The organism is Ignavibacteriales bacterium, assembly GCA_020635255.1.
Classification (GTDB): domain Bacteria; phylum Bacteroidota; class Ignavibacteria; order Tepidaquicellales; family Tepidaquicellaceae; genus JAEYVS01.
On record JACKAC010000001.1, the window covers coordinates 831,534 to 854,287 of the forward strand.

The 22,754-nt window shown below is 41.0% G+C and carries 29 protein-coding genes and 1 tRNA gene; all 30 read left to right on the forward strand.

Features of this window, described 5'->3' with window-relative positions; genetic code table 11:
- The first annotated feature begins 13 nt into the window (after positions 1-13).
- The 30 genes from rplP (at position 14) to H6614_03910 (ending at position 22,738) form a co-directional block, all read left to right on the forward strand.
- Entirely contained in the window at positions 14-424 is a 411-nt protein-coding gene (rplP, locus tag H6614_03765; protein MCB9242765.1) for a 50S ribosomal protein L16, read from the forward strand.
- Positions 424-651 (forward strand): 50S ribosomal protein L29, encoded by a 228-nt coding sequence (gene rpmC / locus H6614_03770; protein MCB9242766.1) that lies wholly within the window; start codon positions 424-426, stop codon positions 649-651. The genes rplP and rpmC overlap by 1 nt, the downstream gene beginning before the upstream one ends.
- A 6-nt stretch (positions 652-657) precedes the next feature.
- Positions 658-1,008 carry a 30S ribosomal protein S17 gene (gene rpsQ / locus H6614_03775; GenBank protein ID MCB9242767.1) on the forward strand — a complete coding sequence of 117 codons (351 nt, stop codon included), beginning with the start codon at positions 658-660 and terminating at the stop codon, positions 1,006-1,008.
- Between the two features lie 27 nt (positions 1,009-1,035).
- Positions 1,036-1,404, forward strand: coding sequence for a 50S ribosomal protein L14 (rplN, locus tag H6614_03780; protein ID MCB9242768.1), 369 nt, complete (start codon positions 1,036-1,038; stop codon positions 1,402-1,404).
- An 18-nt stretch (positions 1,405-1,422) separates the two neighbouring features.
- Positions 1,423-1,764, forward strand: a complete 342-nt coding sequence (rplX, locus tag H6614_03785) for a 50S ribosomal protein L24 (GenBank protein MCB9242769.1) — start codon at positions 1,423-1,425, stop codon at positions 1,762-1,764.
- A 21-nt stretch (positions 1,765-1,785) separates the two neighbouring features.
- Positions 1,786-2,463, forward strand: a complete 678-nt coding sequence (gene rplE, locus H6614_03790) for a 50S ribosomal protein L5 (GenBank protein MCB9242770.1) — start codon at positions 1,786-1,788, stop codon at positions 2,461-2,463.
- Positions 2,464-2,467: 4 nt separating this feature from the next.
- The gene (gene rpsN, locus H6614_03795) at positions 2,468-2,737 is read left to right on the forward strand and encodes a 30S ribosomal protein S14 (protein ID MCB9242771.1); all 270 of its coding nucleotides are present in this window, start codon (positions 2,468-2,470) and stop codon (positions 2,735-2,737) included.
- A 25-nt stretch (positions 2,738-2,762) separates the two neighbouring features.
- Positions 2,763-3,161 carry a 30S ribosomal protein S8 gene (rpsH, locus tag H6614_03800; protein ID MCB9242772.1) on the forward strand — a complete coding sequence of 133 codons (399 nt, stop codon included), beginning with the start codon at positions 2,763-2,765 and terminating at the stop codon, positions 3,159-3,161.
- Positions 3,162-3,189: 28 nt separating this feature from the next.
- A complete protein-coding gene (rplF, locus tag H6614_03805; protein MCB9242773.1) occupies positions 3,190-3,729 on the forward strand; it encodes a 50S ribosomal protein L6 in 540 nt (179 codons plus the stop codon).
- 18 nt (positions 3,730-3,747) lie between these two features.
- Entirely contained in the window at positions 3,748-4,119 is a 372-nt protein-coding gene (locus tag H6614_03810) for a 50S ribosomal protein L18 (protein ID MCB9242774.1), read from the forward strand.
- A gap of 36 nt (positions 4,120-4,155) precedes the next feature.
- Positions 4,156-4,226: transfer RNA gene (locus H6614_03815), tRNA-Gln, on the forward strand.
- Positions 4,227-4,254: 28 nt separating this feature from the next.
- Positions 4,255-4,788 (forward strand): 30S ribosomal protein S5, encoded by a 534-nt coding sequence (gene rpsE, locus H6614_03820; GenBank protein ID MCB9242775.1) that lies wholly within the window; start codon positions 4,255-4,257, stop codon positions 4,786-4,788.
- Positions 4,788-4,967 (forward strand): 50S ribosomal protein L30, encoded by a 180-nt coding sequence (gene rpmD, locus H6614_03825; GenBank protein ID MCB9242776.1) that lies wholly within the window; start codon positions 4,788-4,790, stop codon positions 4,965-4,967. The genes rpsE and rpmD overlap by 1 nt, the downstream gene beginning before the upstream one ends.
- A 282-nt stretch (positions 4,968-5,249) precedes the next feature.
- Complete coding sequence (locus H6614_03830) at positions 5,250-5,969, forward strand: outer membrane beta-barrel protein (GenBank protein MCB9242777.1); 720 nt, start codon at positions 5,250-5,252, stop codon at positions 5,967-5,969.
- A gap of 107 nt (positions 5,970-6,076) precedes the next feature.
- Complete coding sequence (gene rplO, locus H6614_03835; GenBank protein MCB9242778.1) at positions 6,077-6,538, forward strand: 50S ribosomal protein L15; 462 nt, start codon at positions 6,077-6,079, stop codon at positions 6,536-6,538.
- Positions 6,535-7,869 (forward strand): preprotein translocase subunit SecY, encoded by a 1,335-nt coding sequence (gene secY, locus H6614_03840; GenBank protein MCB9242779.1) that lies wholly within the window; start codon positions 6,535-6,537, stop codon positions 7,867-7,869. The genes rplO and secY overlap by 4 nt, the downstream gene beginning before the upstream one ends.
- A gap of 7 nt (positions 7,870-7,876) precedes the next feature.
- Positions 7,877-8,638 (forward strand): type I methionyl aminopeptidase, encoded by a 762-nt coding sequence (gene map, locus H6614_03845; GenBank protein MCB9242780.1) that lies wholly within the window; start codon positions 7,877-7,879, stop codon positions 8,636-8,638.
- A 22-nt stretch (positions 8,639-8,660) separates the two neighbouring features.
- Positions 8,661-8,879 carry a translation initiation factor IF-1 gene (infA, locus tag H6614_03850; GenBank protein ID MCB9242781.1) on the forward strand — a complete coding sequence of 73 codons (219 nt, stop codon included), beginning with the start codon at positions 8,661-8,663 and terminating at the stop codon, positions 8,877-8,879.
- 18 nt (positions 8,880-8,897) lie between these two features.
- Complete coding sequence (gene rpmJ / locus H6614_03855) at positions 8,898-9,011, forward strand: 50S ribosomal protein L36 (GenBank protein MCB9242782.1); 114 nt, start codon at positions 8,898-8,900, stop codon at positions 9,009-9,011.
- 29 nt (positions 9,012-9,040) lie between these two features.
- Complete coding sequence (gene rpsM / locus H6614_03860) at positions 9,041-9,424, forward strand: 30S ribosomal protein S13 (protein MCB9242783.1); 384 nt, start codon at positions 9,041-9,043, stop codon at positions 9,422-9,424.
- A 30-nt stretch (positions 9,425-9,454) separates the two neighbouring features.
- A complete protein-coding gene (gene rpsK / locus H6614_03865; GenBank protein ID MCB9242784.1) occupies positions 9,455-9,841 on the forward strand; it encodes a 30S ribosomal protein S11 in 387 nt (128 codons plus the stop codon).
- 27 nt (positions 9,842-9,868) lie between these two features.
- Entirely contained in the window at positions 9,869-10,498 is a 630-nt protein-coding gene (gene rpsD, locus H6614_03870) for a 30S ribosomal protein S4 (protein ID MCB9242785.1), read from the forward strand.
- Positions 10,499-10,542: 44 nt separating this feature from the next.
- Positions 10,543-11,535 carry a DNA-directed RNA polymerase subunit alpha gene (locus H6614_03875; GenBank protein ID MCB9242786.1) on the forward strand — a complete coding sequence of 331 codons (993 nt, stop codon included), beginning with the start codon at positions 10,543-10,545 and terminating at the stop codon, positions 11,533-11,535.
- A gap of 36 nt (positions 11,536-11,571) precedes the next feature.
- Positions 11,572-12,135: a 50S ribosomal protein L17 gene (rplQ, locus tag H6614_03880; protein MCB9242787.1), complete on the forward strand. Its 564-nt coding sequence runs from the start codon at positions 11,572-11,574 to the stop codon at positions 12,133-12,135.
- A gap of 95 nt (positions 12,136-12,230) precedes the next feature.
- Positions 12,231-12,830: a YihA family ribosome biogenesis GTP-binding protein gene (locus tag H6614_03885; GenBank protein ID MCB9242788.1), complete on the forward strand. Its 600-nt coding sequence runs from the start codon at positions 12,231-12,233 to the stop codon at positions 12,828-12,830.
- A gap of 77 nt (positions 12,831-12,907) precedes the next feature.
- Positions 12,908-13,819 carry a hypothetical protein gene (locus H6614_03890; protein ID MCB9242789.1) on the forward strand — a complete coding sequence of 304 codons (912 nt, stop codon included), beginning with the start codon at positions 12,908-12,910 and terminating at the stop codon, positions 13,817-13,819.
- Positions 13,820-13,825: 6 nt separating this feature from the next.
- Positions 13,826-15,700: a T9SS type A sorting domain-containing protein gene (locus H6614_03895; GenBank protein ID MCB9242790.1), complete on the forward strand. Its 1,875-nt coding sequence runs from the start codon at positions 13,826-13,828 to the stop codon at positions 15,698-15,700.
- Positions 15,701-15,847: 147 nt separating this feature from the next.
- Positions 15,848-17,683: a T9SS type A sorting domain-containing protein gene (locus tag H6614_03900; GenBank protein MCB9242791.1), complete on the forward strand. Its 1,836-nt coding sequence runs from the start codon at positions 15,848-15,850 to the stop codon at positions 17,681-17,683.
- 259 nt (positions 17,684-17,942) lie between these two features.
- Positions 17,943-19,733 (forward strand): T9SS type A sorting domain-containing protein, encoded by a 1,791-nt coding sequence (locus H6614_03905; GenBank protein ID MCB9242792.1) that lies wholly within the window; start codon positions 17,943-17,945, stop codon positions 19,731-19,733.
- A gap of 104 nt (positions 19,734-19,837) precedes the next feature.
- The gene (locus tag H6614_03910) at positions 19,838-22,738 is read left to right on the forward strand and encodes a TonB-dependent receptor (protein ID MCB9242793.1); all 2,901 of its coding nucleotides are present in this window, start codon (positions 19,838-19,840) and stop codon (positions 22,736-22,738) included.
- Positions 22,739-22,754: the final 16 nt, after the last annotated feature.

Sequence of the window (22,754 nt, forward strand, 5' to 3'; positions counted from 1 at the left end):
CGAGGATAAGCATATGTTAATGCCCAAAAGGGTAAAGTTCAGAAAGATGCAGAAAGGCAGGATGCGTGGAAACGCAACCCGCGGTCACACTGTGAACTTTGGCGCATTCGGATTGAAGACACTCGAAAGAGGTAAATTGACATCAAGGCAGATAGAAGCTGCCAGGGTAGCCCTTACGAGGTATATGAAGAGGGACGGTAAAGTATGGATAAGGATATTCCCGGATAAACCGGTAACAAAGAAGCCTGCAGAAACCAGAATGGGTAAAGGTAAAGGCGCTCCCGAATACTGGGTAGCACCCGTACTTCCGGGCAGGATATTATTCGAGGCTGACGGCGTATCTGCCGCGGTCGCAAGGGAAGCATTCAGGCTCGCATCGAGTAAGCTTCCGATAAAAACAAAATTCGTAGAAAGAGTAGGATAATGAAGACATACCAATTCAGAGAAATGACAACCGCTGACATAGAGAACGAGCTTCAGCAATCAAGAGAGGCGCTGGAGAATTTCAGATTTCAGCATGCAACGGGACAGCTAGAGAATCACAAGGCTATGAAAAACATGAAGAGGGACATTGCAAAGATGGTCACGGTACTAAAGGAAAGGGGAATGGGAATTAATTCTCACCTGGACAAAACCAAAGATAAAAAATAATAATTAATGAGCGAAGAGAATAAAACAGAAGAAGTACAAGAACAGGTGACCGAGGAAGTAAAGACACCGGCGGTTAAACAGGAAGCACCTGCAGTAGAAGAAAAAGGCAGAGGCATCAGGAAGACAAGAGTAGGAAAGGTCGTAAGTAACAAGATGGACAAGTCCATCGTCGTCTCAGTAGAGAGAAGAGTAAAACACAGACTTTATAAGAAGTTCTTTAAAAAGACTACGAAGTTTATGGCACATGACGAGAAAAACGAATGCACAATCGGTGACACTGTGAAGATAATGGAAACCAGACCACTCAGCAAGAACAAGAGGTGGAGACTGGTAGAGGTAGTACAAAAAGCGAAATAATAAACACTAGATTTATAATTTTACACAATGATACACGAAGAAACAAACCTGGTGGTAGCTGATAATTCGGGAGCAAAGTCGATAAGGTGCATAAGAGTTTTAGGCGGTTCAGGTAAAAGGTACGCGACCCTCGGAGATATAATAGTAGTATCCGTAAAGACGGCTATCCCGGGCGGCGCAGTAAAAAAAGGTGAAGTATCCAGAGCAGTAATAGTAAGGACTGCAAAAGAGAGAAGAAGAAAAGACGGAAGCTATATAAAGTTTGATGAGAACGCGGCGGTACTGATAAATAACCAGAACGAGCCGAGAGGCACCAGGATATTCGGACCGGTAGCAAGAGAGCTGAGAGAGAAGCAGTTTATGAAGATCATTTCACTCGCACCGGAAGTAATATAAAGTTTAAACGAAAGTAAGATGGCAACAAAGACAAGATTAAAAAAAGGCGATAACGTAATGGTAGTATCCGGTAACTATAAAGGTACATCCGGAAAGATACTATTTATTAACAGGGAAAAAGGAAGGGTGATAGTGGAAGGTGTGAACATAATGCACAGACACACTAAACCCAACCAGAAGAACCCCCAGGGCGGAATAGTAAGGAGAGAAGCTCCAATTAATATTTCGAACATAATGCTTATCTGCCCAAAGACGAATGAGCCGACAAGAATAGGTATGGAAGTAATAACAGATGAGGCAACCGGAAAGCAGAAAAGGATGAGAACGAGCAAAAACTCCGGTGAAATTTTATTAAGCTAACAAGTTTATTTACAATAGATAATGGCTAAATCCAAAGAAGAAAGAAAAAAAGGTCAAGAAGAACCCGGTAAGCAGAAGGACGAGAAGCAGGCTAAAGGAAAAAAGGCTGACAAAGGTGATTTTGTAGAAGAGAAAGTACCTGCAAGACTGTATGAAAGATATAAAGACAAGATCATTCCTGAGCTCGTAAAGAAGTTTAACTATAAGAGCAAGATGCAGGCTCCTAAGCTGGAGAAGATCTGCATTAACGTCGGTGTGGGTGACGCAGTGAACGATCCGAAGCTGATAGATAAGACAGTAGAAGAGATAGCGACTATAACGGGTCAAATGCCTGTGGTTGTAAAAGCAAAGAAGTCGGTATCGAACTTTAAGCTCAGAGAAGGAATGAACATCGGTGTAAGGCTGACACTCAGGAACGCAAGGATGTACGAATTCCTGGACAGGTTCATAAACATCGCCGTACCGAGGATCAGGGACTTCAGAGGATTATCCGACAAGAGTTTTGATGGAAGAGGAAACTATTCCATCGGTATTAAAGAGCAGATAATATTTCCGGAGATCGACGTAGATAAGGTGACAAGGATAAGCGGAATGGACATAACATTCGTAACGAACGCAGAGACGGATGAAGAATCGCTCGAACTATTGAAAGCATTCGGAGTACCGTTTGCAACAAGACAAACAAAAGCAGAGCAATAATTTTATGGCAAGAAAATCTTTATTAGCAAGACAGGCAAAAAGAGAAAGAATGGCGGCGAAGTACGCGGCTAAGAGAAAAGAGCTGAAAGAAAAAGGCGACTACGAAGGATTACAAAAGCTTCCAAGGAACAGCAGTCCGACAAGACTGAACAACAGGTGCAACGTAACCGGAAGGGTCAGATCATATTACAGGAAGTTCGGTGTATCGAGGCTTGTTTTGAGGGAATTCGCGCTCCAGGGAAAGCTTCCCGGCGTAGTAAAATCAAGCTGGTAAAACAATAAATTAAGAGGAACAATCAATGTCGATGTCAGATCCAATAGCGGATTTTTTAACGAGAGTCAGAAATGCTATTAAAGCAGAGAAGAAGATCGTGGATATACCGGCTTCAAATCTGAAGCAGGAGCTTGCGAGGATATTAAAAGAGAACAATTACATAACAGATTTTAAATTGCACGAAACAGATAACAAGCAGGGTGCAATTTCTATCTACCTGAAGTATAACAGCGGCAAGAGTGTAATAGCCGGATTAAAAAGATCAAGCAGACCGGGACTAAGAAACTATGTAAAGACCGACGACATTCCAAGAGTAAGAAACGGATTAGGTATCGCAGTCATGTCAACATCTAAGGGTGTAATGACAGACAAGCAGGCAAGGAACATGCAGATAGGCGGTGAAGTAATCTGCGAGGTCTGGTAAAAAATTATAAAGAGTAATTCACAGAAAGATGAGCAGAATAGGTAAAAAACCAATTACAATAGATAAGGATATCAAAGTAAAGTTTGAGAACAAGTCTCTCGAGCTTACCGGACCAAAAGGTTCGCTCAACCTGGACATGAAGGGCGACATCAACGTCGAAGTAAAGGACGAAGAGATCGTCGTAACCAGGGCTAATGATCTGAGAGAGAACAGAGCATTGCACGGACTTTACAGGTCACTGATACAGAATATGGTATCCGGAGTAAAAGACGGATATTCAAAAACACTTAACCTGGTTGGTGTGGGTTATAAAGCTGAGATGAAGGGTGACAACCTTTTCGTTTACGCAGGATATTCTCACCCGATCATATTTTCCGCTCCTGAGGGAATAACGATCGAGACAAAAGATCAGACAACGATCCAGATAAGCGGAATAGATAAACAATTAGTAGGACTGGTAGCCGCTAAAATAAGGTCATTCAGACCGCCGGAACCTTATAAAGGTAAAGGCATTAAATACAGCGACGAGCGTATTAGAAGAAAAGCAGGTAAAACAGCCGCAAAATAAGGTAATCTGATATAAATAATGGGATACAAAGAGAATCTTAAAAAAAGAAGAGAAAGAGCAAGACTCAGAATAAGGAGGAAGCTCCAGGGTACTGCAGACAGACCAAGACTGGTAGTTTACAGGAGTTTATCGCACATCTACGCGCAATTGGTAGATGACGAAAACGCAAAAACTATTGTTTCTGCAAGCAGTAAGTCGAAGGAAATAGAAGCAAAGGTAAAGGATTCCAAGGGAAAGATAGATAAGAGTAAAGAAGTAGGTAAATTAATAGGCGAAAAGGCGAAATCTGCCAATATAGAAAGCGTTATTTTTGACAGAAATGGGTATTTATACCATGGCAGAGTAAAAGCTCTGGCAGACGGTGCCCGTGAAAGTGGTTTACACTTTTAGAGAGAAATTATTATATTTGTTGCAATTTAGTAACTTTCTCGGGTCGTCTAATGGCAGGACAGCGGCCTTTGGAGCCGTATGTGGAGGTTCGAATCCTCCCCTGAGAACAATTTTAGATAAACACTAAGTTAGTTAATGGCGAAAAGAGAATTCATAAAGGCAAGTGAGTTAGAGCTGAAAGAGAAGCTGGTGAAAGTCGGCAGGGTAGCGAAAGTTGTAAAAGGCGGACGCAGGTTCAGTTTTAATGCCGTGAGCGTAGTTGGCGACGGTAAAGGTCATGTTGGAATAGGACTTGGAAAAGCAAATGAAGTTACCGACGCGATAAAGAAGAGCGTAGAAGACGCAAGAAAAAACGTAACAAAGGTATCAATTACATCAAAGGGTACTATTCCGCACACGATAATCGGTAAATACGGAGCAGCAAAGGTATTATTGAAGCCAGCGGCACCGGGAACGGGAATCATCGCGGGCGGTGGTGTGAGAGCGGTACTGGAGTCAGCAGGGTACCAGGATATACTTACGAAGTTATTGGGTTCATCGAATCACCATAACGTAGTGAAGGCTACAATGAGCGCGCTTCAAAACCTTGATAACGCAACAGGTGTAGCACAGCGAAGAGGAATATCTCTTCAGGAATTATTCGAAGGAAATTTACAAGAGACAGCGTAATGGCAAAGATAAAGATCACACAAATCAAGAGTGTTATTGACAGACCCAAGAGGCAGAAGCTAACGATGGAAGCGTTAGGACTGCGTAAGATGCATAATATGGTAGAGAAAGAGGACACTCCTCAGATCCGAGGAATGCTGGACAGGGTGAAACATTTGGTCAAAATCGAAGTATCATAATAGAGTTTTTTAGGGGTAATCAGCGCGTTCTTTAAAATTTTAATTTAAGTTAAGAATTTGGGTGGAGAGAGCCTGGAAACGGCACATTAACTGTATGAGAATACAGGCAATTACTCAACAACCAGCAACAGCCGTGACCGCACTTAAAATCCAGATTTATTATTTGAATTAAAATTTAAATTATTTTTATTTAAATTATATTGATGCAGTAAAAACGGCATCAATATAGGAGTTAAAAATTATTTATTCTCTTATTTTATAAATCATTTGAAAGGAGAAAAAATGTCAACAATTAAAAAACTATTTGTTGCATTAACTTTAGTATTATTTGTTGCTGGTTACTCACAAGCTCAGTATAAGCCTGTAAACACAAACTTCGATGGTCCAATGCCAGAAGTAAAGAAAGGTTCAAGATCATTCATCTTTACATATACACCTTTCCAAAGCAATTTAGGATCAGTTTACGCAGGTTCTTATACTTCAGCTAGTGGTACTAACTACGATGAATTATCACAGATTGATCTGTACGGTATCGGTTTTCAGTATTATGTGAGCAATAATGTATCACTGGGTGGTGGTATTCAATTTGGTTCAACTTCAGTAAATGGAGTTGATTCAACAAACCTCCAAGCTCCTGGAACTGATTTCAGTGCTACAACCTTTGGTATTTCGTTAGATGTAAATTACCACTTCAGGTCTCTCTACAGTGTATCACCATACTTAGGACTGAATCTGAATTACGGTAATTATTCATCAACTACTACACCATTAGCATCAAATTCTACAGCTACTGATACAAAAGGTAGTTCATTTGGTGCAGGTGTGAACTTCGGATTTGATTGGTACTTCACCGAAGGTATCTCACTTGGTGGAAGGTATACATTAGGATTCAGACAGTGGTCAGCTCCTGAGCAAACTACTGGTAATAACACATTAACAGGTCCCGATGGAAACAGGATCGGAACAGGTATTATGAGTGTATTAATGAACGTTCATCTCTAAAGATTAAAGATTACTTATATTTAATTCCTTTGGGGGTTATCCCCCAAAGGAATTTATTTATTTTATAATCCACATTTATAACAATAAAAGGAATTAGTTACTGATCAATGAGCATACTAAGTAATTTAAAATACGCCGAAGGATCCAGAAAAAAGCGCAAAAGAATCGGCAGAGGGCAAGGATCGGGATACGGCGGTCACACATCTACTAAAGGTCACAAGGGTCAAAAGTCGAGATCCGGTTATAAAAGCAGGGCGTGGTTTGAGGGCGGTCAGATGCCTATCCAGAGGCGCGTACCTAAATTCGGCTTTAAGAATGTTAACAGGAAAGAATTTAGTATTCTTAATGTCGGACAATTACAAAAACTGATAGACGGCGGTAAGATAGGTGAGACTGTCATAGACAAGGAGTTTTTGATAAAGAGCAAGTTGATCAGAAATAAGAATCTTCCATTGAAGATACTGGGCAACGGTGAATTAAAATCCAAGATAGAGATAACGGCAGACGCTTTCAGTGATTCCGCAAAAGAAAAAATCGAAAAAGCGGGAGGCGTAGTAAAAACAGCATGAGTGGTTTCGTAGAGAATTTCAGGAATGTATTCAAGATAGAAGAGTTACGCACGAGGATCTTATTCACACTTGGATTACTGATAATTGTAAGGATAGGGGCGCACATCACACTTCCGGGTATAAACGCAAGTCTGCTCGCGGCGGCAACCCAAAACCAATCTTCCAATACATTATTCGGTCTTTATGATCTGTTTGTTGGAGGAGCGTTTAGCAAAGCGGCTGTATTTGCACTTGGAATAATGCCTTACATCAGCGCCTCGATCATAATCCAGCTACTCGGTGCGGTATTCCCATACTTCCAGAAACTTCAGAAGGAAGGTGAAGAGGGAAGAAAGAAAATAAACCAGCTTACAAGAGTAGGTACGATCCCGATCGCGGCACTTCAAGCATGGGGAGTAAGCGTACAGCTTGCAAGCAGGAACGTGAACGGGGTGAGCATCATCAGTCCCGACCTATCGAGTTTTATGTTCACGTTTTCGACGGTAATTTTTTTGACAGCAGGTACGGTATTTATGATGTGGCTCGGTGAACAGATAACGGACAGGGGGATCGGTAACGGTATTTCGCTCATTATATTCATTGGTATCATAGACAGGCTTCCTTTTGCGATGCTGGATGAATACCAGCTTATTGCATCGGGTGTAAGAAACGCACTGATAGAGATCGTATTCCTTGCGGCTTTCGTATTTATCGTCGCTGGTGTAGTGGCGGTCACGATAGCAACGCGGAGGATACCTGTTCAATACGCAAAGAGAGTTGTCGGAAGGAAAGTATTCGGCGGGGTAACACAGTATATACCGCTCAAAGTCAACCAGGCAGGTGTTATGCCTTTGATATTTGCGCAGTCGATAATGTTTATTCCAAGTACATTCCTTACGTTTTTCCCGGACAGCCAGTTCATGCAGACGCTTGCGGGATATTTTAGCTATACGAGTTTTGTATATGCGATCATTTATTCATTGCTGATCGTGTTCTTTACATATTTCTATACCGCGATCGCTTTCAATCCGAAAGACGTCGCGGATAACATGAAGAAGCAGGGCGGTTTTATTCCGGGCGTAAGACCGGGTAAACCAACCTCGGATTTCATAGATAACATTTTGACAAAGATCACACTGCCGGGAGCAATATTCCTGGCAATAATAGCCGTACTCCCGACCTTTATCATGAAGGCAGGACTTACATCGGGTATGGCGGCGTTTTTTGGCGGTACCAGTCTGCTTATTATCGTGGGTGTTGCTCTCGATACATTACAGCAGGTAGAATCGCATCTATTGATGAGACATTATGACGGATTTATGAAGGGTTCGAAACTAAAAAGCAGAAGGTAAAGAGTCAATGTCGCTTGTAAAAAGTGAAAAGGAGATCCAGCTGATCTCCGAGAGCTGCAGGATAGTAGCTGACGTTCTTAAATATATTAAAGATTACGTAAAAGTAGGAGCAACTACCAGGGAACTGGACAAGATAGTAGAAGAGTTTATTCTATCCAGAGGCGGTCAACCTGCTTTTAAAGGTTACAGAGTAAAGAACAGAACATTCCCGGCTAGTATCTGCTCATCACTTAACGAGGTGGTAGTTCACGGGATACCAAATGACGAGAAGCTGATATCGGGTGACATTCTTTCGGTGGATGTAGGTGTAAGGAAGAATGGATATTACGGAGACAGCGCGTACACATTCGAGGTAGGTGAGGTTTCAGCTCAGAAGAAGAGACTCTTGAGTGTAACCGAAGAATCTTTATATAAAGGCATACAACAGGCAAGAGAAGGGAATACGGTAAACGATATAGGACTTGCGATACAGGAATTTGTAGAGGGGTCGGGTTTTAGTGTAGTGAGAGAACTGGTTGGACACGGAATAGGTAAGAATCTTCACGAAGAGCCTGCTATACCAAATTACTATTCCCCATCGGGAAAACAGAAATTAAAAAAAGGCATGACCATAGCGATCGAGCCAATGGTCAATTATGGTACTTCGGCAGTATATGAAAAGGAAGACGGATGGACGGTGGTGACGAGAGATCATAAGCCGTCGGCGCATTTTGAGCATACGGTTTTGATAACAGATGGTGAGCCGGAGATCTTAACAAATAGAAATTAGAAGGAAGGTTTATTTAGTATAGATGTCAAAACAGGACTTAATAAAAGTTGATGGAATAATAACGGAAATCCTGCCAAACACGACCTTTAGAGTGAAGCTCGAAAACGGTCATGAAGTTTTGGCGCATATTTCCGGTAAGATGAGGATGAATTTTATAAGGATATTACAGGGTGATAAAGTGACGGTCGAGCTGTCGCCTTATGACCTGTCCAAGGGGCGAATAACATACAGGTATAAATAAAATTTAAACATTACAGTCATGAAAGTAAGAAGCTCGGTAAAAAAAATGTGCGATAAGTGTAAGATCATAAAGAGGAACGGCGTAGTACGGGTAATCTGCCCGAATCCAAAGCACAAACAAAGACAAGGATAATAAAAAAATAAAAATCCAGGAGTTATAAATTGGCAAGAATATCAGGAATAGATCTACCGAAGAATAAGAGGATCGTAATAGGATTAACCTCAATATTCGGTATTGGTAGAAGCACTGCCGAATCAGTATTAAGCAAAGCAGGCATCGACGAGAACAAGAAGGTGTCGGAGCTTACAGATGACGAAGTAAACCAGATCCGTTCGGTAATAGACGCGGAAGCAAAGGTAGAGGGCGCACTAAGGTCAGAGATACAGATGAACATCAAGAGACTGATGGAGATCGGCACATACCGCGGTAAGAGACACAGAAAAGGTCTCCCACTTCGCGGGCAAAGGACACGTACAAACGCGCGTACCAGAAAAGGAAAGAAGAAAACTGTTGCAGGTAAGAAGAAAGCAGCAGCTAAGAAATAAAGTATAAAACTATAAATAAAATTATAGAAATTGGCGAAGTCATTTAAAAAGAACAAGAAGAAGATCCAGGTAGATGCAAACGGTGTGGCACACATTAAGGCTACATTCAATAATGTAATAGTGACATTAACAGACCTGTACGGTAACACTATTTCATGGGCATCTTCAGGCAGAATGGGATTCAAAGGCTCAAAGAAGAGCACACCTTTCGCGGCACAGGTTGCGGCGGAGACAGCTACAAAGGAAGCATTTGATCTCGGTTTGAGGAAAGTCGAAGTACTGATAAAAGGAGTAGGTTCGGGAAGAGACGCGGCGGTAAGGTCATTGAACACGAACGGTCTGGAAATTACTTCTATAAAAGATATTACGCCTCTGCCTCATAACGGGTGCAGACCTCCAAAGAGAAGAAGAGTTTAATAGTAATCAAATTAATAATTGCATTAAATGGCAAGATATACAGATGCAAGTTGTAAACTATGCCGGAGAGAAAGACAGAAGCTGTTTCTAAAAGGCACGAAATGTTTTACCGATAAGTGCCCGATAGAAAAGAAAAACTATCCTCCGGGACAGCACGGATTATCCAGAAGGTCCAGAATGACCGACTATGCCGTCCAGCTCAGGGAAAAGCAAAAAGTAAGAAAGACTTACGGTATCCTGGAAAAGCAGTTCAGGAATTACTTTAAGGAAGCATCCAGGAGAAAAGGCGTAACGGGTAATAACCTCGTCTCTATATTAGAGAGCAGGCTGGACAATACTCTGTACAGACTCGGGCTAGCACCTTCGAGGAAATCAGCAAGGCAGTTGATACTTCACAGACACCTCACGGTAAACGACCAGATCGTCGACAGACCGTCATATCATTTGAGGTCGGGTGACGTGATCAAAGTAAGAGATAAGAGCAAAAAACTGCCGGTATTTCATGACTCAATGAAGAGGATGAAAGATACCATGATGATGCCGTGGCTGTCATTAGATAAAGCCACAATGACGGGTACATATCTAAAGAACCCGGAAAGAGAAGAAGTACCGTTCATTGGAAATGAGCAATTGATAGTTGAGCTTTACTCAAAATAGTAACTAAGGTTTTTAATAACAAATTTAAATCATTTAGGCAGACTATGAAGATATTTCACATTCAAATGCCGGAGAACGTTGTAAGAGAAGAAGCGACATACACTGATACATACGGAAAATTTATTATCCAGCCTCTAGAGAGGGGATACGGCGTTACTATTGGTAATTCATTAAGAAGAATTTTAATATCATCTTTGCCGGGTACAGCGATCACTGCGGTAAAGGTAAATGATGCCCCGCACGAATTTACTACACTAAAGGGTGTCGTAGAGGATCTTTCGGAAATAATACTGAACCTCAAGGAAGTTAGATTTAAAGAAGTAACAGGTAAGGGTTCCAAGATCGAACTAAACGTAAAGGGACCGAAGAAATTCACTGCAAAGGATATCCAGAATGCTACTGCGGATTTTGAGATATTAAATCCTGACCAGCACATAGCAACCCTTAACAAGGATGCTAACCTGGATATAGAGTTCAGAGTAGGGCAGGGCGTCGGATATGTGCCTTCCGACGAGAATAAGAAGAACGAGCTCCCGCTTGGATTCATCAGCGTAGATTCCATATTTACGCCGGTAACGAGGGTAAATTACCTTATCGAGAATACCAGGGTAGGTCAAAAGACAGACTATGAAAAGCTTACACTGGAAATCCATACGGACGGTTCGATAAATCCGGAGGAAGCACTTATAACAGCGGCAAGGATACTCGGACAGCACGTAAATCTTTTCGTTGGATTACAGCCGGATACTATTGAGCCGGAGCCAGTGAAGGAAGAGAAGGACGAACAAGATGAAATGGTAAAGAAGATACTGCTGATGCCGGTAGATGAACTCGATCTTTCGGTTAGATCACAAAACTGCCTGCGTTCGGCTAATATAAAGACAATTGCCGACCTGGTAAGGAAGAACGAATCGGAGATGCTCCACTACAGGAACTTCGGCAGGAAGTCACTTGCCGAACTGGGTGAGCTTATCGAGAGCTTTAACCTGCATTTTGGAATGGACGTAGATAAGTATCTGAACGAAGAAGCAACGTAATTATAATTTTTTAATCATCATACTCTATTAATACTAATGGAACACAGGACTAAGGGAAGAAAGTTTAGCAGAACAGCCAGTCATAAGAAGGCTATGATGTCGAACTTATCTGTCAGCCTCATACTACACGACAGGATCAAAACGACACTTGCAAAAGCCAAGGAGCTGAGATTATACGTTGAGCCTCTGGTAACTAAAGCAAAGAAAGCAAACGGTTCATCGGAGAAGGGTGTACATCTAAGAAGGGTAGCGAAGCAGTTTCTCAAGGATGACTCAGCAGTGAAAAGGTTATTCGATGAGATAGGACCGAGGTACGCGGACAGGCCGGGTGGTTATACACGTGTGCTCAAAACCGGGCACAGGTACGGCGACGGCGCAGATACTGCTATAATAGAATTTGTGGATTATGATCACGCTAAGAAGAAGGAAGCAACGGACGACGATAAGTCAGCGAAGAAGAAAGGTAAAAAGGGCGAAACAGCAGTAGAGCCAAAGGCGAAGAAGACCAAGAGCAAAAAGGAAGATACAAAAGAAACCAAAACGAAATCCGAAGAGAAGAAGCCAAAGAAGAAAGCTTCGAAGAAGAAAGAAGACGAGTAGTAATGATAATATGATTTGGAGTCCTTAACCAGTACACAAACCCGGATGGTGATCTTGGAAATTGAGTTAGGGACTTTTTTATTTTAGTAAAAGCTATGAAGATAAAATCAGCTGAATTTATAAAGAGTATTTACGATCTACGGAACCTGCCCGCGTCGGTATTGTCGGAGTTTGTTTTTGTGGGGAGGTCCAATGTCGGGAAATCTTCTCTTATAAATACCATCTGTAATAAGAAAACCCTCGCCAAAGTGGGATCCGCTCCCGGCAAGACACGACAGCTGAATTATTTTCTCATAAATGAAGAGTACTACCTAGTGGATCTGCCGGGATATGGCTACGCAAAGGTTCCGGAACAGATACGAGCAGGATGGAGGAAGCTAGTGGAGGACTACATCAGCGAGCGGGAGAACGTGAACATGGTATTTGTGCTGATAGACTCACGACATGAGCCCACATACCTGGATGAACTCATGGTTAGCTGGCTAGAATATTATGAAATACCTTACGCGATAGTGCTGACCAAATCCGATAAGATCTCCAAGAACAAAATGGAGAAACAGATATACCGCGCTTCGAAGATCGTCCATAATGAAGACCTCTGTAAAGACTATATACCTTTTTCTATTATATCGGGAGAAGGAAAGAACGACATAGTGAATCTCATCAGCGGAGCTCTCAAGGAAAACAAATCCTAGAACCAACCCTCATACATATTTATTCCCTTTAATAGTATTTCTATTCTTGTAATTTTCCAGTAAGTAAACATACGACTCTGTCAAAACGGATAAAAATACTTATAGCCGATGACGTAGATACAGGTATATTCGATAAATTTCCGAAGAAGAAATACGAAATATTGGTGCAACCCGGAATCCCTAACGATGCTATACCGGATTCGGATTGTGATGTGTTGGTAATCAGAAGTACACGCAAGATATCTAAGGAATTTACGGATAGATTTAAAGGAAAGGTCATCGCAACATTTACGAAGGGGACCGATCATATAGATATCGATGCATGCAGGAAGAATAAGATCAAGGTGCTAAGCGCCGATGAAGGTAACAGTATCTCCGCGGCGGAGCATACGATGGCACTGATGCTGGCCATATCAAAGAATCTAATACTGTCAGATAAGCTGGTTAGAAAAGGAAAGTTTAAGGATCTGGATTATAAGAGGAGTGAATTATTTAGTAAAAAAGTTGGTGTTATAGGTTACGGATCGATAGGGAAGAAAGTTGCCCGGATGTGTGAAGCATTTGGAATGACCGTATATGCCAATGATACCGATCTGAAAGTGAGAAAGCGCAATAAAAATGCTGTTTTTAAAGGTCTTAAATACATCCTAAAGAACTGCGATATTATCACTATTCATATACCTTTGGAAAATAACGTGAACTTTATATCAAAAGAAAAACTTTTACTATTAAAGCCTGACTCCATTATAATAAATACTTCCAGGGGTGAGATAATGGATGAAGGGTCTTTATTAAAACTTCTATCCGAGGAAAAAATAGGGTTTGCGGGATTAGATGTTTTTAAAAATGAGCCTGATATAAGTTCTTTACTTTTCAAGCTTGATAATGTAATATTAAGTAACCATATAGCGGGCAAGACCGTAGAAAGTAAAAAAAGGATCGCAAAAGAAGTCAGCAAAAAGATACGCAGATATTTTGAAAAGGCGTAGTATTTTATGAAAACACTATTACTAATTATACTATCACTAATTATCGTACCGAACACAGGGCTATTTGCCCAGTCCGGGAGTCAGCTTCAGATAAAACCATACAGGATCGAAAAGATAGATGATTATTTCGTTGGAGTTCCTTTTGACAGGAAGTATGAGGTAATACCCAAAGGAAGATACACGTACATCACTACTCCCTCGCCGGTATTCGATGCTTCTTATTCTATTTTAGGGCAGGATTATCTCGACAGTATTCAGTTTGTCTGGACCAGCGGTGAGACCATATTCGATCAACAATCTAATTCATGTCCTGTCCAGATATGGCAGGACCCAACCAGCCCTCAGTTTATTCACGTAGTACATATGGCATCGCCGATGGAAGATAACATTTCATTTCAGTTAAGGAGGACGAAATATTACTTCAGCTCAGACTTTGGCGCAACGTGGAACTTTCGAGCAGAACTACCCTCAAATACAAGGAGCGGTTACGGGGTGATTGACGGGTTGAGTGACGGATCTATTATTATTGCGAATCACTATATTAATAGCGGTTTAAGTATAAACAGGACTATTGTATTCCGAGAAGTTTTCCCTCAATTAGGTTCTTTTGACAGGCTGGATCCCGGATTAGGGACAACGGGACAGGTTGAGTGGCCAAGAATGGTAGCCAGTGACAATATTAACGGGGCGGTAAAATTTGCGTTGGTATCATCGGGCAACGAGACTGACTCTGCGTTTTATAATTATTGTAATGGCTTTATTGGCAACGGACAATTCGGGCAGTGGAAGTTTTTTCGTTCGAGAAATGACGAGTGTTACGCAATTGCAAGGTCTGATGACGGTAAGGTCGGTGTCGCGTTTATAAATAACAATGAGCGGATACCCTCAGATTACGGGGATGTATTTTTTATGGAATCTACAGATATGGGAGCATCATATTCAGCGCCCATAAAAATATTCGATGCGGATTATACATCTCCGACTGCCGACAGCCTGGGAGGATTTAGAGGTATATCGTTGGTTTATACAAATAATAAAGCCAGGATCGTATTTGAGACGGTATTCCAGGATGGAATAGAAAGTTATTTCCCCGGTATTGCCTCAAATATAAGATACTGGACACCGAGCTTGCCGGGAAACGATCCTAACAGGAGTATAATAATTGTCGATTCGCTAGACGTACCTTTTAATCCCCACCAGGGAGTTAACGATCTTTTGACCGGCTTATGCAGACCCGTTATAGGCAGATCGAGAGACGGTTCGGCATTGTTTATGGTGTTTGTGGTAGCAGATAGTGTATTGGGAGGAAGTCATACACCAACGTCATTTAACAACATCTATTTAACGGCATCGGTTAATAACGGATTTAACTGGAAAGCCCCGGTCAGAATTAATGGTACGTCACCTAGACGGGATTGGGTTTATCCGAGCATTTCGACGACAAACGATCAAAACTCTTCAAAATATTATGTAAATCTGGTAGCACAATCGGATGTCATACCGGGTTCATATCCATCGGGGAGTGCTAACGGTAAGTCCCTTGCCAAACAAATGTTTATCAGAATTGGGATAAATAAACCTCTCCTTGTAAATCCAATCTCAAATGAAATCCCGGACGAGTTTTATTTGTACCAAAACTATCCAAACCCATTTAACCCTGAGACAACGATACGTTTTTCAATAGCAAAGAGATCATTAGTTTCTCTCAAAGTCTATGATGTTAAGGGGGTGGAAGTAAGATCATTGATCGGAAATTCTATTTTGAATGCGGGAACATATGAGACTAATTTTCTATCTAACAGACTAAGTTCAGGAATTTACTATTATACTTTAAGAGTAGGAGTTATTTCATATACAAAGAAAATGGTTCTGGTGAAATAGTTAAAGAATCGCCCCTATTTCGCAATAATTGTCGTCATTGGGAATTAATACAGAATTGACATAACTGCCGATTACTGTTATATTACTGCATCTACTACATTTACAAACGTCTTAAATTACTTTCTTTAATAATACAATCCAATAACTATGAAAAAATTAATATTTACTTTTGTATTTTTGGTTGTCAGTATGAGTTGTCTGGATACTTTCGCGCAAACAGACAGGATAAGTATTATTCCTCAAAGGAAGCTTGATGATTTTGGAGTAAGTAAATCACTTGCCCCTCTTAATACTTCGCCAATATCAGCTCCGTTTACGCTTGGAGCAGGTTTTTACTCGGGTGATGTCATTATTGGTCCAGAGGTTTTAACCGGCAATGACGGGTTTTATGATTACAAAACAAACGGTGAGGCTAATCACTACATCCAGGTAGATCCCGGAAACCCTCTTTTACTGCATGCAATTGATGTTCAGGCAGATACGACTGATGGAGCCGGAGCAACAACAAGAAGAACAGAGTACGCAATATCTACCGATGGCGGAAGTACCTGGGCATATGTAACTAACGTTCCATTGATCAGGTCCGGATTTGCCGTATTACAATTGGCACCGGGCGTTGGTGACAAGGTTGCAGCAATCGCGAACCATAATCAGCCGGTAGGATTTCCACTAAGTGCGCAGTTGTATTTAGATGCATTTTCTCAGCTAGGATCTTTTACGGAGTATAATCAGATGGGCGAGGCTATATGGCCACAAATGACTGTTTTGAATAACGGAAACATCATCATAGTGTCAAGACCTCAATCGGCATCTTCGGCACAAAACGATACAGTATTTTATTCCATATGGGATGGCGCAACCATCGGTCCTTTAAACGTTTTGTGGGTAGCAACGCCTCCATATTCAGGCGGGGTTGCATTTAGTAACATGGCTTTTAACATTGCAAACAACGGTAACGGGACGGTAGGAATGATCGCTAATCCTGAAACCGAAACTGACGTACTGGATAACCCTATTGTGCATATGAGGATCTCAACTGATAATGGAGCAACATTAGGCACAGCATTTGACATATTTACACCATTTCTCGAGAATGGGGATCAGGACACTGTAGCGATTTCTGGTGGTCATGACCTCACGTTTAAGCAAGGTACTGACGACTGGTATTGGGTTGCCAGCGGTACGGCGGACGGTCTATTTGCAAAGACAAGATTATTTTTGATAAGAGGAACGGGAACTACAGTTACCTCAACCACTGTCATTGCGGATACGGTGAATCTTCCAATGATGGCAAGGACATTTTATCAACCATGGGCGTTTCAAATGGCAATCGATCACCCAAAATTCGGATGGTCGGCAGATAATAATGTACTGTATTGCTCATATGACGTTGTTACTCAGGACAGCGGTATGAACGGATTTAATACCAGGGATGTCTTTTACCAGTATTCAACGGATGCGGGAACCACATGGTCAGATCCAGTGCAGGTGACAAACACTCCGACCATAGACGAAGGATTCCCATCAATATCATTATGGAATGCGGGAACAAATCCTGCTTCATATGAACTCAATATTGTTTATATGAAAGATGTCGGTGACGGACCTACTTCTTTTAACGGATCAAATGCGACAGCACCTGAATCACATAACTTTCAGGTGTATAGGAAAATTACTTTAGCAACAACGGGTATCCATAATAACACAATATCCAATCCAAATGAATATTCGTTATTGCAGAACTACCCAAATCCATTTAACCCTTCGACGACGATAGAGTTTAATGTTCCGCAGAAGGACTTTGTATCTCTGAAAGTTTATAACTCCGCAGGTAAAGAGGTTGCAACTTTGGTAAATGGAAGCATCTCTGCAGGAAGTCATAAAGTTAGTTTCAACTCGTCTTCCTTGTCTTCAGGAGTTTATTTTTATACGTTGGTGAGCGGAGATTTTAGGGAAACAAAGAAAATGGTCCTATTGAAATAATGTTATAATAGCATAAAACAAGAGATTTGTAAAAAACCGCCGGAAATATGATTATCCGGCGGTTTTTTTTTAGAATCAGTTAAGACAGTGATTTTGGGCGAAATATTGTCGTCATGCATTAGGAATACAGCAGTTAATATTATATTAACGCTGTATTTAAATTACGAAAATCTATATTGACAAGATTTTGTAATAGTATTATATTGTTTTAAAGTTTACAATTATTTAACAAATTTCTATAATTAAAACAAAGGGAAAAATGTCAAAATCTTTATTGTTTTTAATGGCTATTCTTTCTCTTGCTTACTTTAACATGGAAGCAAATGCCAACTCTCGCGAAAGAGTTAACAGGCAGCAATCCATGGTAAAAATGCAAGAGGGAGTTAATTATTCGCAAAGTAATGTATTCAATTCTAAGCAAATTACTCCAGAAGGTTACAGGGGCGGTGATGCATACGTAATCCGTCCGGAAGTTGTAACTTCAATCACAGGTTATTATGACTGGCAAACCAATGGTGCTTGCCCACACTTTGTAAATTACGTTTCACCAACAATCATTCACGCGATCGAAATGATCGCAACAGATTCGACTGACCTTAGTGGTTCCAGAAGAACCGACTATTCATTCAGTTCAGATGGCGGTGCAACATGGGGAGCAACAAACACAGTTCCTAACATCAGGAGCGGTTTCCCGACATTGACAGTTGGTACTACGGGTGCATCACAGGATGTTGCAATCATCGGAAACCACTATCAGCCGGGGTCATACCTTCTTGGCGGATGTCACGTCGATGCATTTCCTGGGTTAGGTTCGTTCACCAGCTATCCATATCCAGGAACAGTTTCAAACTTCATTTGGCCACAATTAACAACTCTTACCAACGGTAATGTAATGGTAAGTGCAGAGACCTATCAGGGTGCAGCAGCAACCGATACAGGATATGTAGTAGTATTTGATCCAAATGCAGGAACATGGGCAGGATCATCTCAATTGTTTGTAAGCTCTGCAAACAGCCAGCTCAATATGAGGTGGGCATCTGCAACAGGTCCAGGAGGAAAAGCTATCTACGTATTAGATGCACTTAATGACACAGGTGATCCATTAGCAGGAAACAGGATATTTTATTATACTACATCAGATAACGGCGCAACATGGTCAGCAGAAAACGTATTATGGGAAACAAACATCACAGGTGCTGATACAAACTTTGCATGGTTAGGTATCGATGCATGTTATGACAATGCAGGAAACTTTTACGTAGTATGGAACACAACTTCAACAACATTCAGCCAAACCAAGCTATGGGTATCAAAGAACGGCGGTACACCAGAAATGGTTTGTCAAATGACAGACATTCCCGGCGGTATTACTTCAATGGTAACTGCAATGGGTAACGCAAGTGGTCTAGACTGGCCTACGATTGCTGTATCAGCTGATGGAAACTACGTAATGACAGGTTATAGTGCATGTATGCAAGATGATACTCTTAATGGATTCAATTCATATGATCTTTATTACAGTGTATCACCTACAAGCGCACTTAGTTTCTCAGCTCCAAGGCAGATCACTTCAGGAATGGATGACGAAAGATATGTAAGCTTTAACAGAGTAACGACAACCGATGGCAGCAGTAACGAGATCCTTGCAATGACTTACATGAAAGACCCACAACCCGGTTCATGTGCATTTAATGACAACGCACCTGTATCGAGGAACCACTTAATATACAGGGAGATCGAAAACCCGCAAACTTCTATTCACAATGTAAGCGGTGAGATCCCAGGAACTTACAGACTTCTGCAGAATTATCCAAATCCGTTCAACCCTTCAACCATGATCAGGTTTGAATTACCTAAGAACATCAATGTAACACTTAAGGTATATGACATCACTGGTAAAGAGGTTGCAACATTACTGAACAACCAGACTCTAACTGCAGGTGTAAAGGAATTTGATTTTAACGGCGCTAATTTAGGCAGTGGTATCTATTTCTATACATTGCAAGCAGGTGATTTCAAAGAAACCAAAAAGATGGTTTTAGTAAAATAATTTTTTTGAACTAAGTCTTTTATAGAGTTAAAAACCCGTTTGACCCTCGCATTTAAAAATGCGAGGGTCACATTTAAAAAAATTTAAAGATATCGGAGGGAATTATGAGGGGTAAGTTTCTCTACTCTTTTATAGTCCTAGTTTTTTTAGCCGGTTCGTTTTTAGTCTCTTCAACTTCTTACGCCCAAACTACAGGAAGTATAGGGGGTAGAGTTATTGATGCTAACGACAACTCACCTTTAGCGGGTGCCACGATCAAGGTCGACGGGACACCTTTAGGTGCTGTTACCGACGATAACGGCGAATATGTAATCCTAAACGTCGATGTTGGCACTTACACTGTAATTGCTTCATATATCGGCTATACAGATACCAAGGTAAATGGAGTAAAGGTGTCTGTTGACCAAAGGACGAAGATCGACTTTGACATGAAGCCGGAAGGCGAAGTAGTGACAGATGTAATCGAGATTACCGCAGAAAGAAAAGGTATCGATGTAGATCAGAGCGGTAGGCTTATAACACAGGATCAAATCGATGATTCCGGTGTTAGAGGAATTCAGAACATTGTTTCCAAAACAGCCGGTGTTGTACAGGATGAAAGAGGAAACAATATCAATATCAGGGGTGGTAGAACAGACGAAAACGTTATTATAGTTGACGGTGTTGTTACCACAAATCCAATCGACGGTACATCAACAGCATTTGTTTCCAATGGACTTCTTCAAGAGATCGCGGTATACACCGGTGGTTTTGGCGCAGAATATGGAAACGTGCTTAGCGGTGTTATAAACGTTACAACAAAGGGCGGTACCGATAAGTACACCGGTTCTATCGAAGCAGCCACTGATGAGTTTTCAGGTGACTGGTTAAATACCGTTGCACAAGGTTACAACCTTTATAGTTTAACTTTTGGCGGTCCTCTTATTCCTACAAAAGATCTTTCAAAGGTTATCAATTTTTATGGTGGTGTGGAAAAACAATTTTTGCTAGTTAGAAACCCCAGCTGGATATCAAGGGATCTTTTTTCCGACGGTATCGTTCCAAACTTCACAGAAAATCTATATTCATATAATGCGAGACTGAATATTAATTTTTCAGATATAAAAGGAAGCAGTATTCCTATTAATCTGAAGGGCGGTCTTTTAATGACTGACGATCATAACAGAAGCTTTATTCAGTCATACTACAAGAGTAATTCATTCAGAAACCCACTTGAGATCACAAAGGACAGACAATTCTACGGAAGAATGATTCACAACGTTTCTTCTAAATTCTTCTATGAACTTCAGTTTACTAATTATTCTACTACTGATGAGTTCGGTGATCCGTACTTTCTTGGTAACTGGTTTGCTTACGGTGATACAAATAGCATTCCGGAACTTATGGCAATTCAGAGACAGACAGGGATCTTGAGGCAGGGAAGCAGACTTGGAAACGACCCTTCAACGGAAAACGTGTTCTTTTTACCGGGTAGGGTAAATAACTTCTATTCCAAATCAGATGTTAGCTACATTGGTGGAAAGGCTGACGCGACATTCTCAGTTCTTACAAAAAAATATGGTGACCACGAAGTAAAGTTTGGTGGTGAGTATAAGTATAACACACTTAGATCTCTCGAGCTAAGCCCGGTTGCGTTAGCTAATAATCCAATTGTTGGAACAGATCCGAGCGGTAACCCAATCTATCAATTGAATCCTACTGACCTCTTCTTTGGAAGAGAGGTTTTATTGAAGTCATATGGATATGAAGTAAGAGACCAATACGGTAATCCTATCATTGTATCCGGAGAAGATTTTGAACCAAAAAATCCGATCATAGCAGCTGCGTACTTGAGGGACAAAATTGACTTTGGTGACCTTACTATTAACGCCGGTGTGAGGATGGATTATCTGGACGTTAATACAGAAGTTTTAATTGATCCAAATAATCTTCTTGGTCCTGACGGACAATTATTAACCGATGATGATTTTGAACAAAGTTCACCGAACATAGAATTCAGCCCAAGGCTTGGATTCTCATTCCCGGTTACCGACAAAACTGTATTTATTGCAAACTATGGACGTTTTGTTCAGCTTCCACAGTTACAATTAATGTATATTCCTAGAGAATATTTCCAGAAGTTCTTCAGCAACTCTGTACAAAACGTAGTAGAAAATTCAGGTCTAGAACCTGAGAAACTAACTTCTTACGAAGTTGGATTTAAACAGCAGGTAGGAGATATAATTAACCTAGGTATTACTGCTTTCTACAAAGAGACAAGGGACCAGATCGGTACAGCAAGAATATTGAAAGGACCCGGAGTTCCAAGCGGTTATGCAATTTATGAAAACACTGACTTTAGCTTGGCAAGGGGTCTTGAAATGTACTTCAGCATGAGAAGGTATCAAAGGGCTTCTATTGATATCTCATATACATTATCATATTCTTCAGGTGTAGGTTCTGATCCATTCTCTAAATTTTCTTTGGCAAACAATCCTGACGGTGTATTCCCTAAATTCTTATTCCCGACAGATTTTGACCAAAGGCATACTGGAAGCATCAATCTGGATTACAGATTTGGAAATGACGATGTACCAAAAGGATTTGGCGGTGAAATTCTTAAGAATCTTGGTTTCAACTTCTTGTTTAGTTTTAATAGCGGAAGACCATATACTGTAAGAAGCTTACCAAAGAATGCATTTGACAATGGTGACGTTGCTCTTTCTTCCAAAAACGGTGTTTACACGGATTGGAATACAAGGCTTGATTTTAAAATGGACAAGACCATTGATATATGGAAAACCAGTCTGAATATCTACGTTTATGTACTAAACTTATTTGATACTGAATTAGTAAATAGTGTTTATGGCGCAACAGGATTGCCGGACGATAATGGTTATCTGTCAACGCCTACAGGATCGCAGACCAGCGCGAACTATCAGTCAAACTGGCGCGACAGAGTAAGATCTATAACGAACTGGGGTCCACCCAGACAGGTAAGATTCGGTGCTAAACTCAGCTTCTAAAGCTGACAGTATTATT

Coding starts and splice junctions, on each gene's coding strand:
- rplP (MCB9242765.1), top strand. CDS start 14: ATGTTAATGCCCAAAAGGGTAAAGTTCAGAAAGATGCAGAAAGGCAGG.
- rpmC (MCB9242766.1), top strand. CDS start 424: ATGAAGACATACCAATTCAGAGAAATGACAACCGCTGACATAGAGAAC.
- rpsQ (MCB9242767.1), top strand. CDS start 658: ATGAGCGAAGAGAATAAAACAGAAGAAGTACAAGAACAGGTGACCGAG.
- rplN (MCB9242768.1), top strand. CDS start 1,036: ATGATACACGAAGAAACAAACCTGGTGGTAGCTGATAATTCGGGAGCA.
- rplX (MCB9242769.1), top strand. CDS start 1,423: ATGGCAACAAAGACAAGATTAAAAAAAGGCGATAACGTAATGGTAGTA.
- rplE (MCB9242770.1), top strand. CDS start 1,786: ATGGCTAAATCCAAAGAAGAAAGAAAAAAAGGTCAAGAAGAACCCGGT.
- rpsN (MCB9242771.1), top strand. CDS start 2,468: ATGGCAAGAAAATCTTTATTAGCAAGACAGGCAAAAAGAGAAAGAATG.
- rpsH (MCB9242772.1), top strand. CDS start 2,763: ATGTCGATGTCAGATCCAATAGCGGATTTTTTAACGAGAGTCAGAAAT.
- rplF (MCB9242773.1), top strand. CDS start 3,190: ATGAGCAGAATAGGTAAAAAACCAATTACAATAGATAAGGATATCAAA.
- H6614_03810 (MCB9242774.1), top strand. CDS start 3,748: ATGGGATACAAAGAGAATCTTAAAAAAAGAAGAGAAAGAGCAAGACTC.
- rpsE (MCB9242775.1), top strand. CDS start 4,255: ATGGCGAAAAGAGAATTCATAAAGGCAAGTGAGTTAGAGCTGAAAGAG.
- rpmD (MCB9242776.1), top strand. CDS start 4,788: ATGGCAAAGATAAAGATCACACAAATCAAGAGTGTTATTGACAGACCC.
- H6614_03830 (MCB9242777.1), top strand. CDS start 5,250: ATGTCAACAATTAAAAAACTATTTGTTGCATTAACTTTAGTATTATTT.
- rplO (MCB9242778.1), top strand. CDS start 6,077: ATGAGCATACTAAGTAATTTAAAATACGCCGAAGGATCCAGAAAAAAG.
- secY (MCB9242779.1), top strand. CDS start 6,535: ATGAGTGGTTTCGTAGAGAATTTCAGGAATGTATTCAAGATAGAAGAG.
- map (MCB9242780.1), top strand. CDS start 7,877: ATGTCGCTTGTAAAAAGTGAAAAGGAGATCCAGCTGATCTCCGAGAGC.
- infA (MCB9242781.1), top strand. CDS start 8,661: ATGTCAAAACAGGACTTAATAAAAGTTGATGGAATAATAACGGAAATC.
- rpmJ (MCB9242782.1), top strand. CDS start 8,898: ATGAAAGTAAGAAGCTCGGTAAAAAAAATGTGCGATAAGTGTAAGATC.
- rpsD (MCB9242785.1), top strand. CDS start 9,869: ATGGCAAGATATACAGATGCAAGTTGTAAACTATGCCGGAGAGAAAGA.
- H6614_03875 (MCB9242786.1), top strand. CDS start 10,543: ATGAAGATATTTCACATTCAAATGCCGGAGAACGTTGTAAGAGAAGAA.
- rplQ (MCB9242787.1), top strand. CDS start 11,572: ATGGAACACAGGACTAAGGGAAGAAAGTTTAGCAGAACAGCCAGTCAT.
- H6614_03885 (MCB9242788.1), top strand. CDS start 12,231: ATGAAGATAAAATCAGCTGAATTTATAAAGAGTATTTACGATCTACGG.
- H6614_03895 (MCB9242790.1), top strand. CDS start 13,826: ATGAAAACACTATTACTAATTATACTATCACTAATTATCGTACCGAAC.
- H6614_03900 (MCB9242791.1), top strand. CDS start 15,848: ATGAAAAAATTAATATTTACTTTTGTATTTTTGGTTGTCAGTATGAGT.
- H6614_03905 (MCB9242792.1), top strand. CDS start 17,943: ATGTCAAAATCTTTATTGTTTTTAATGGCTATTCTTTCTCTTGCTTAC.
- H6614_03910 (MCB9242793.1), top strand. CDS start 19,838: ATGAGGGGTAAGTTTCTCTACTCTTTTATAGTCCTAGTTTTTTTAGCC.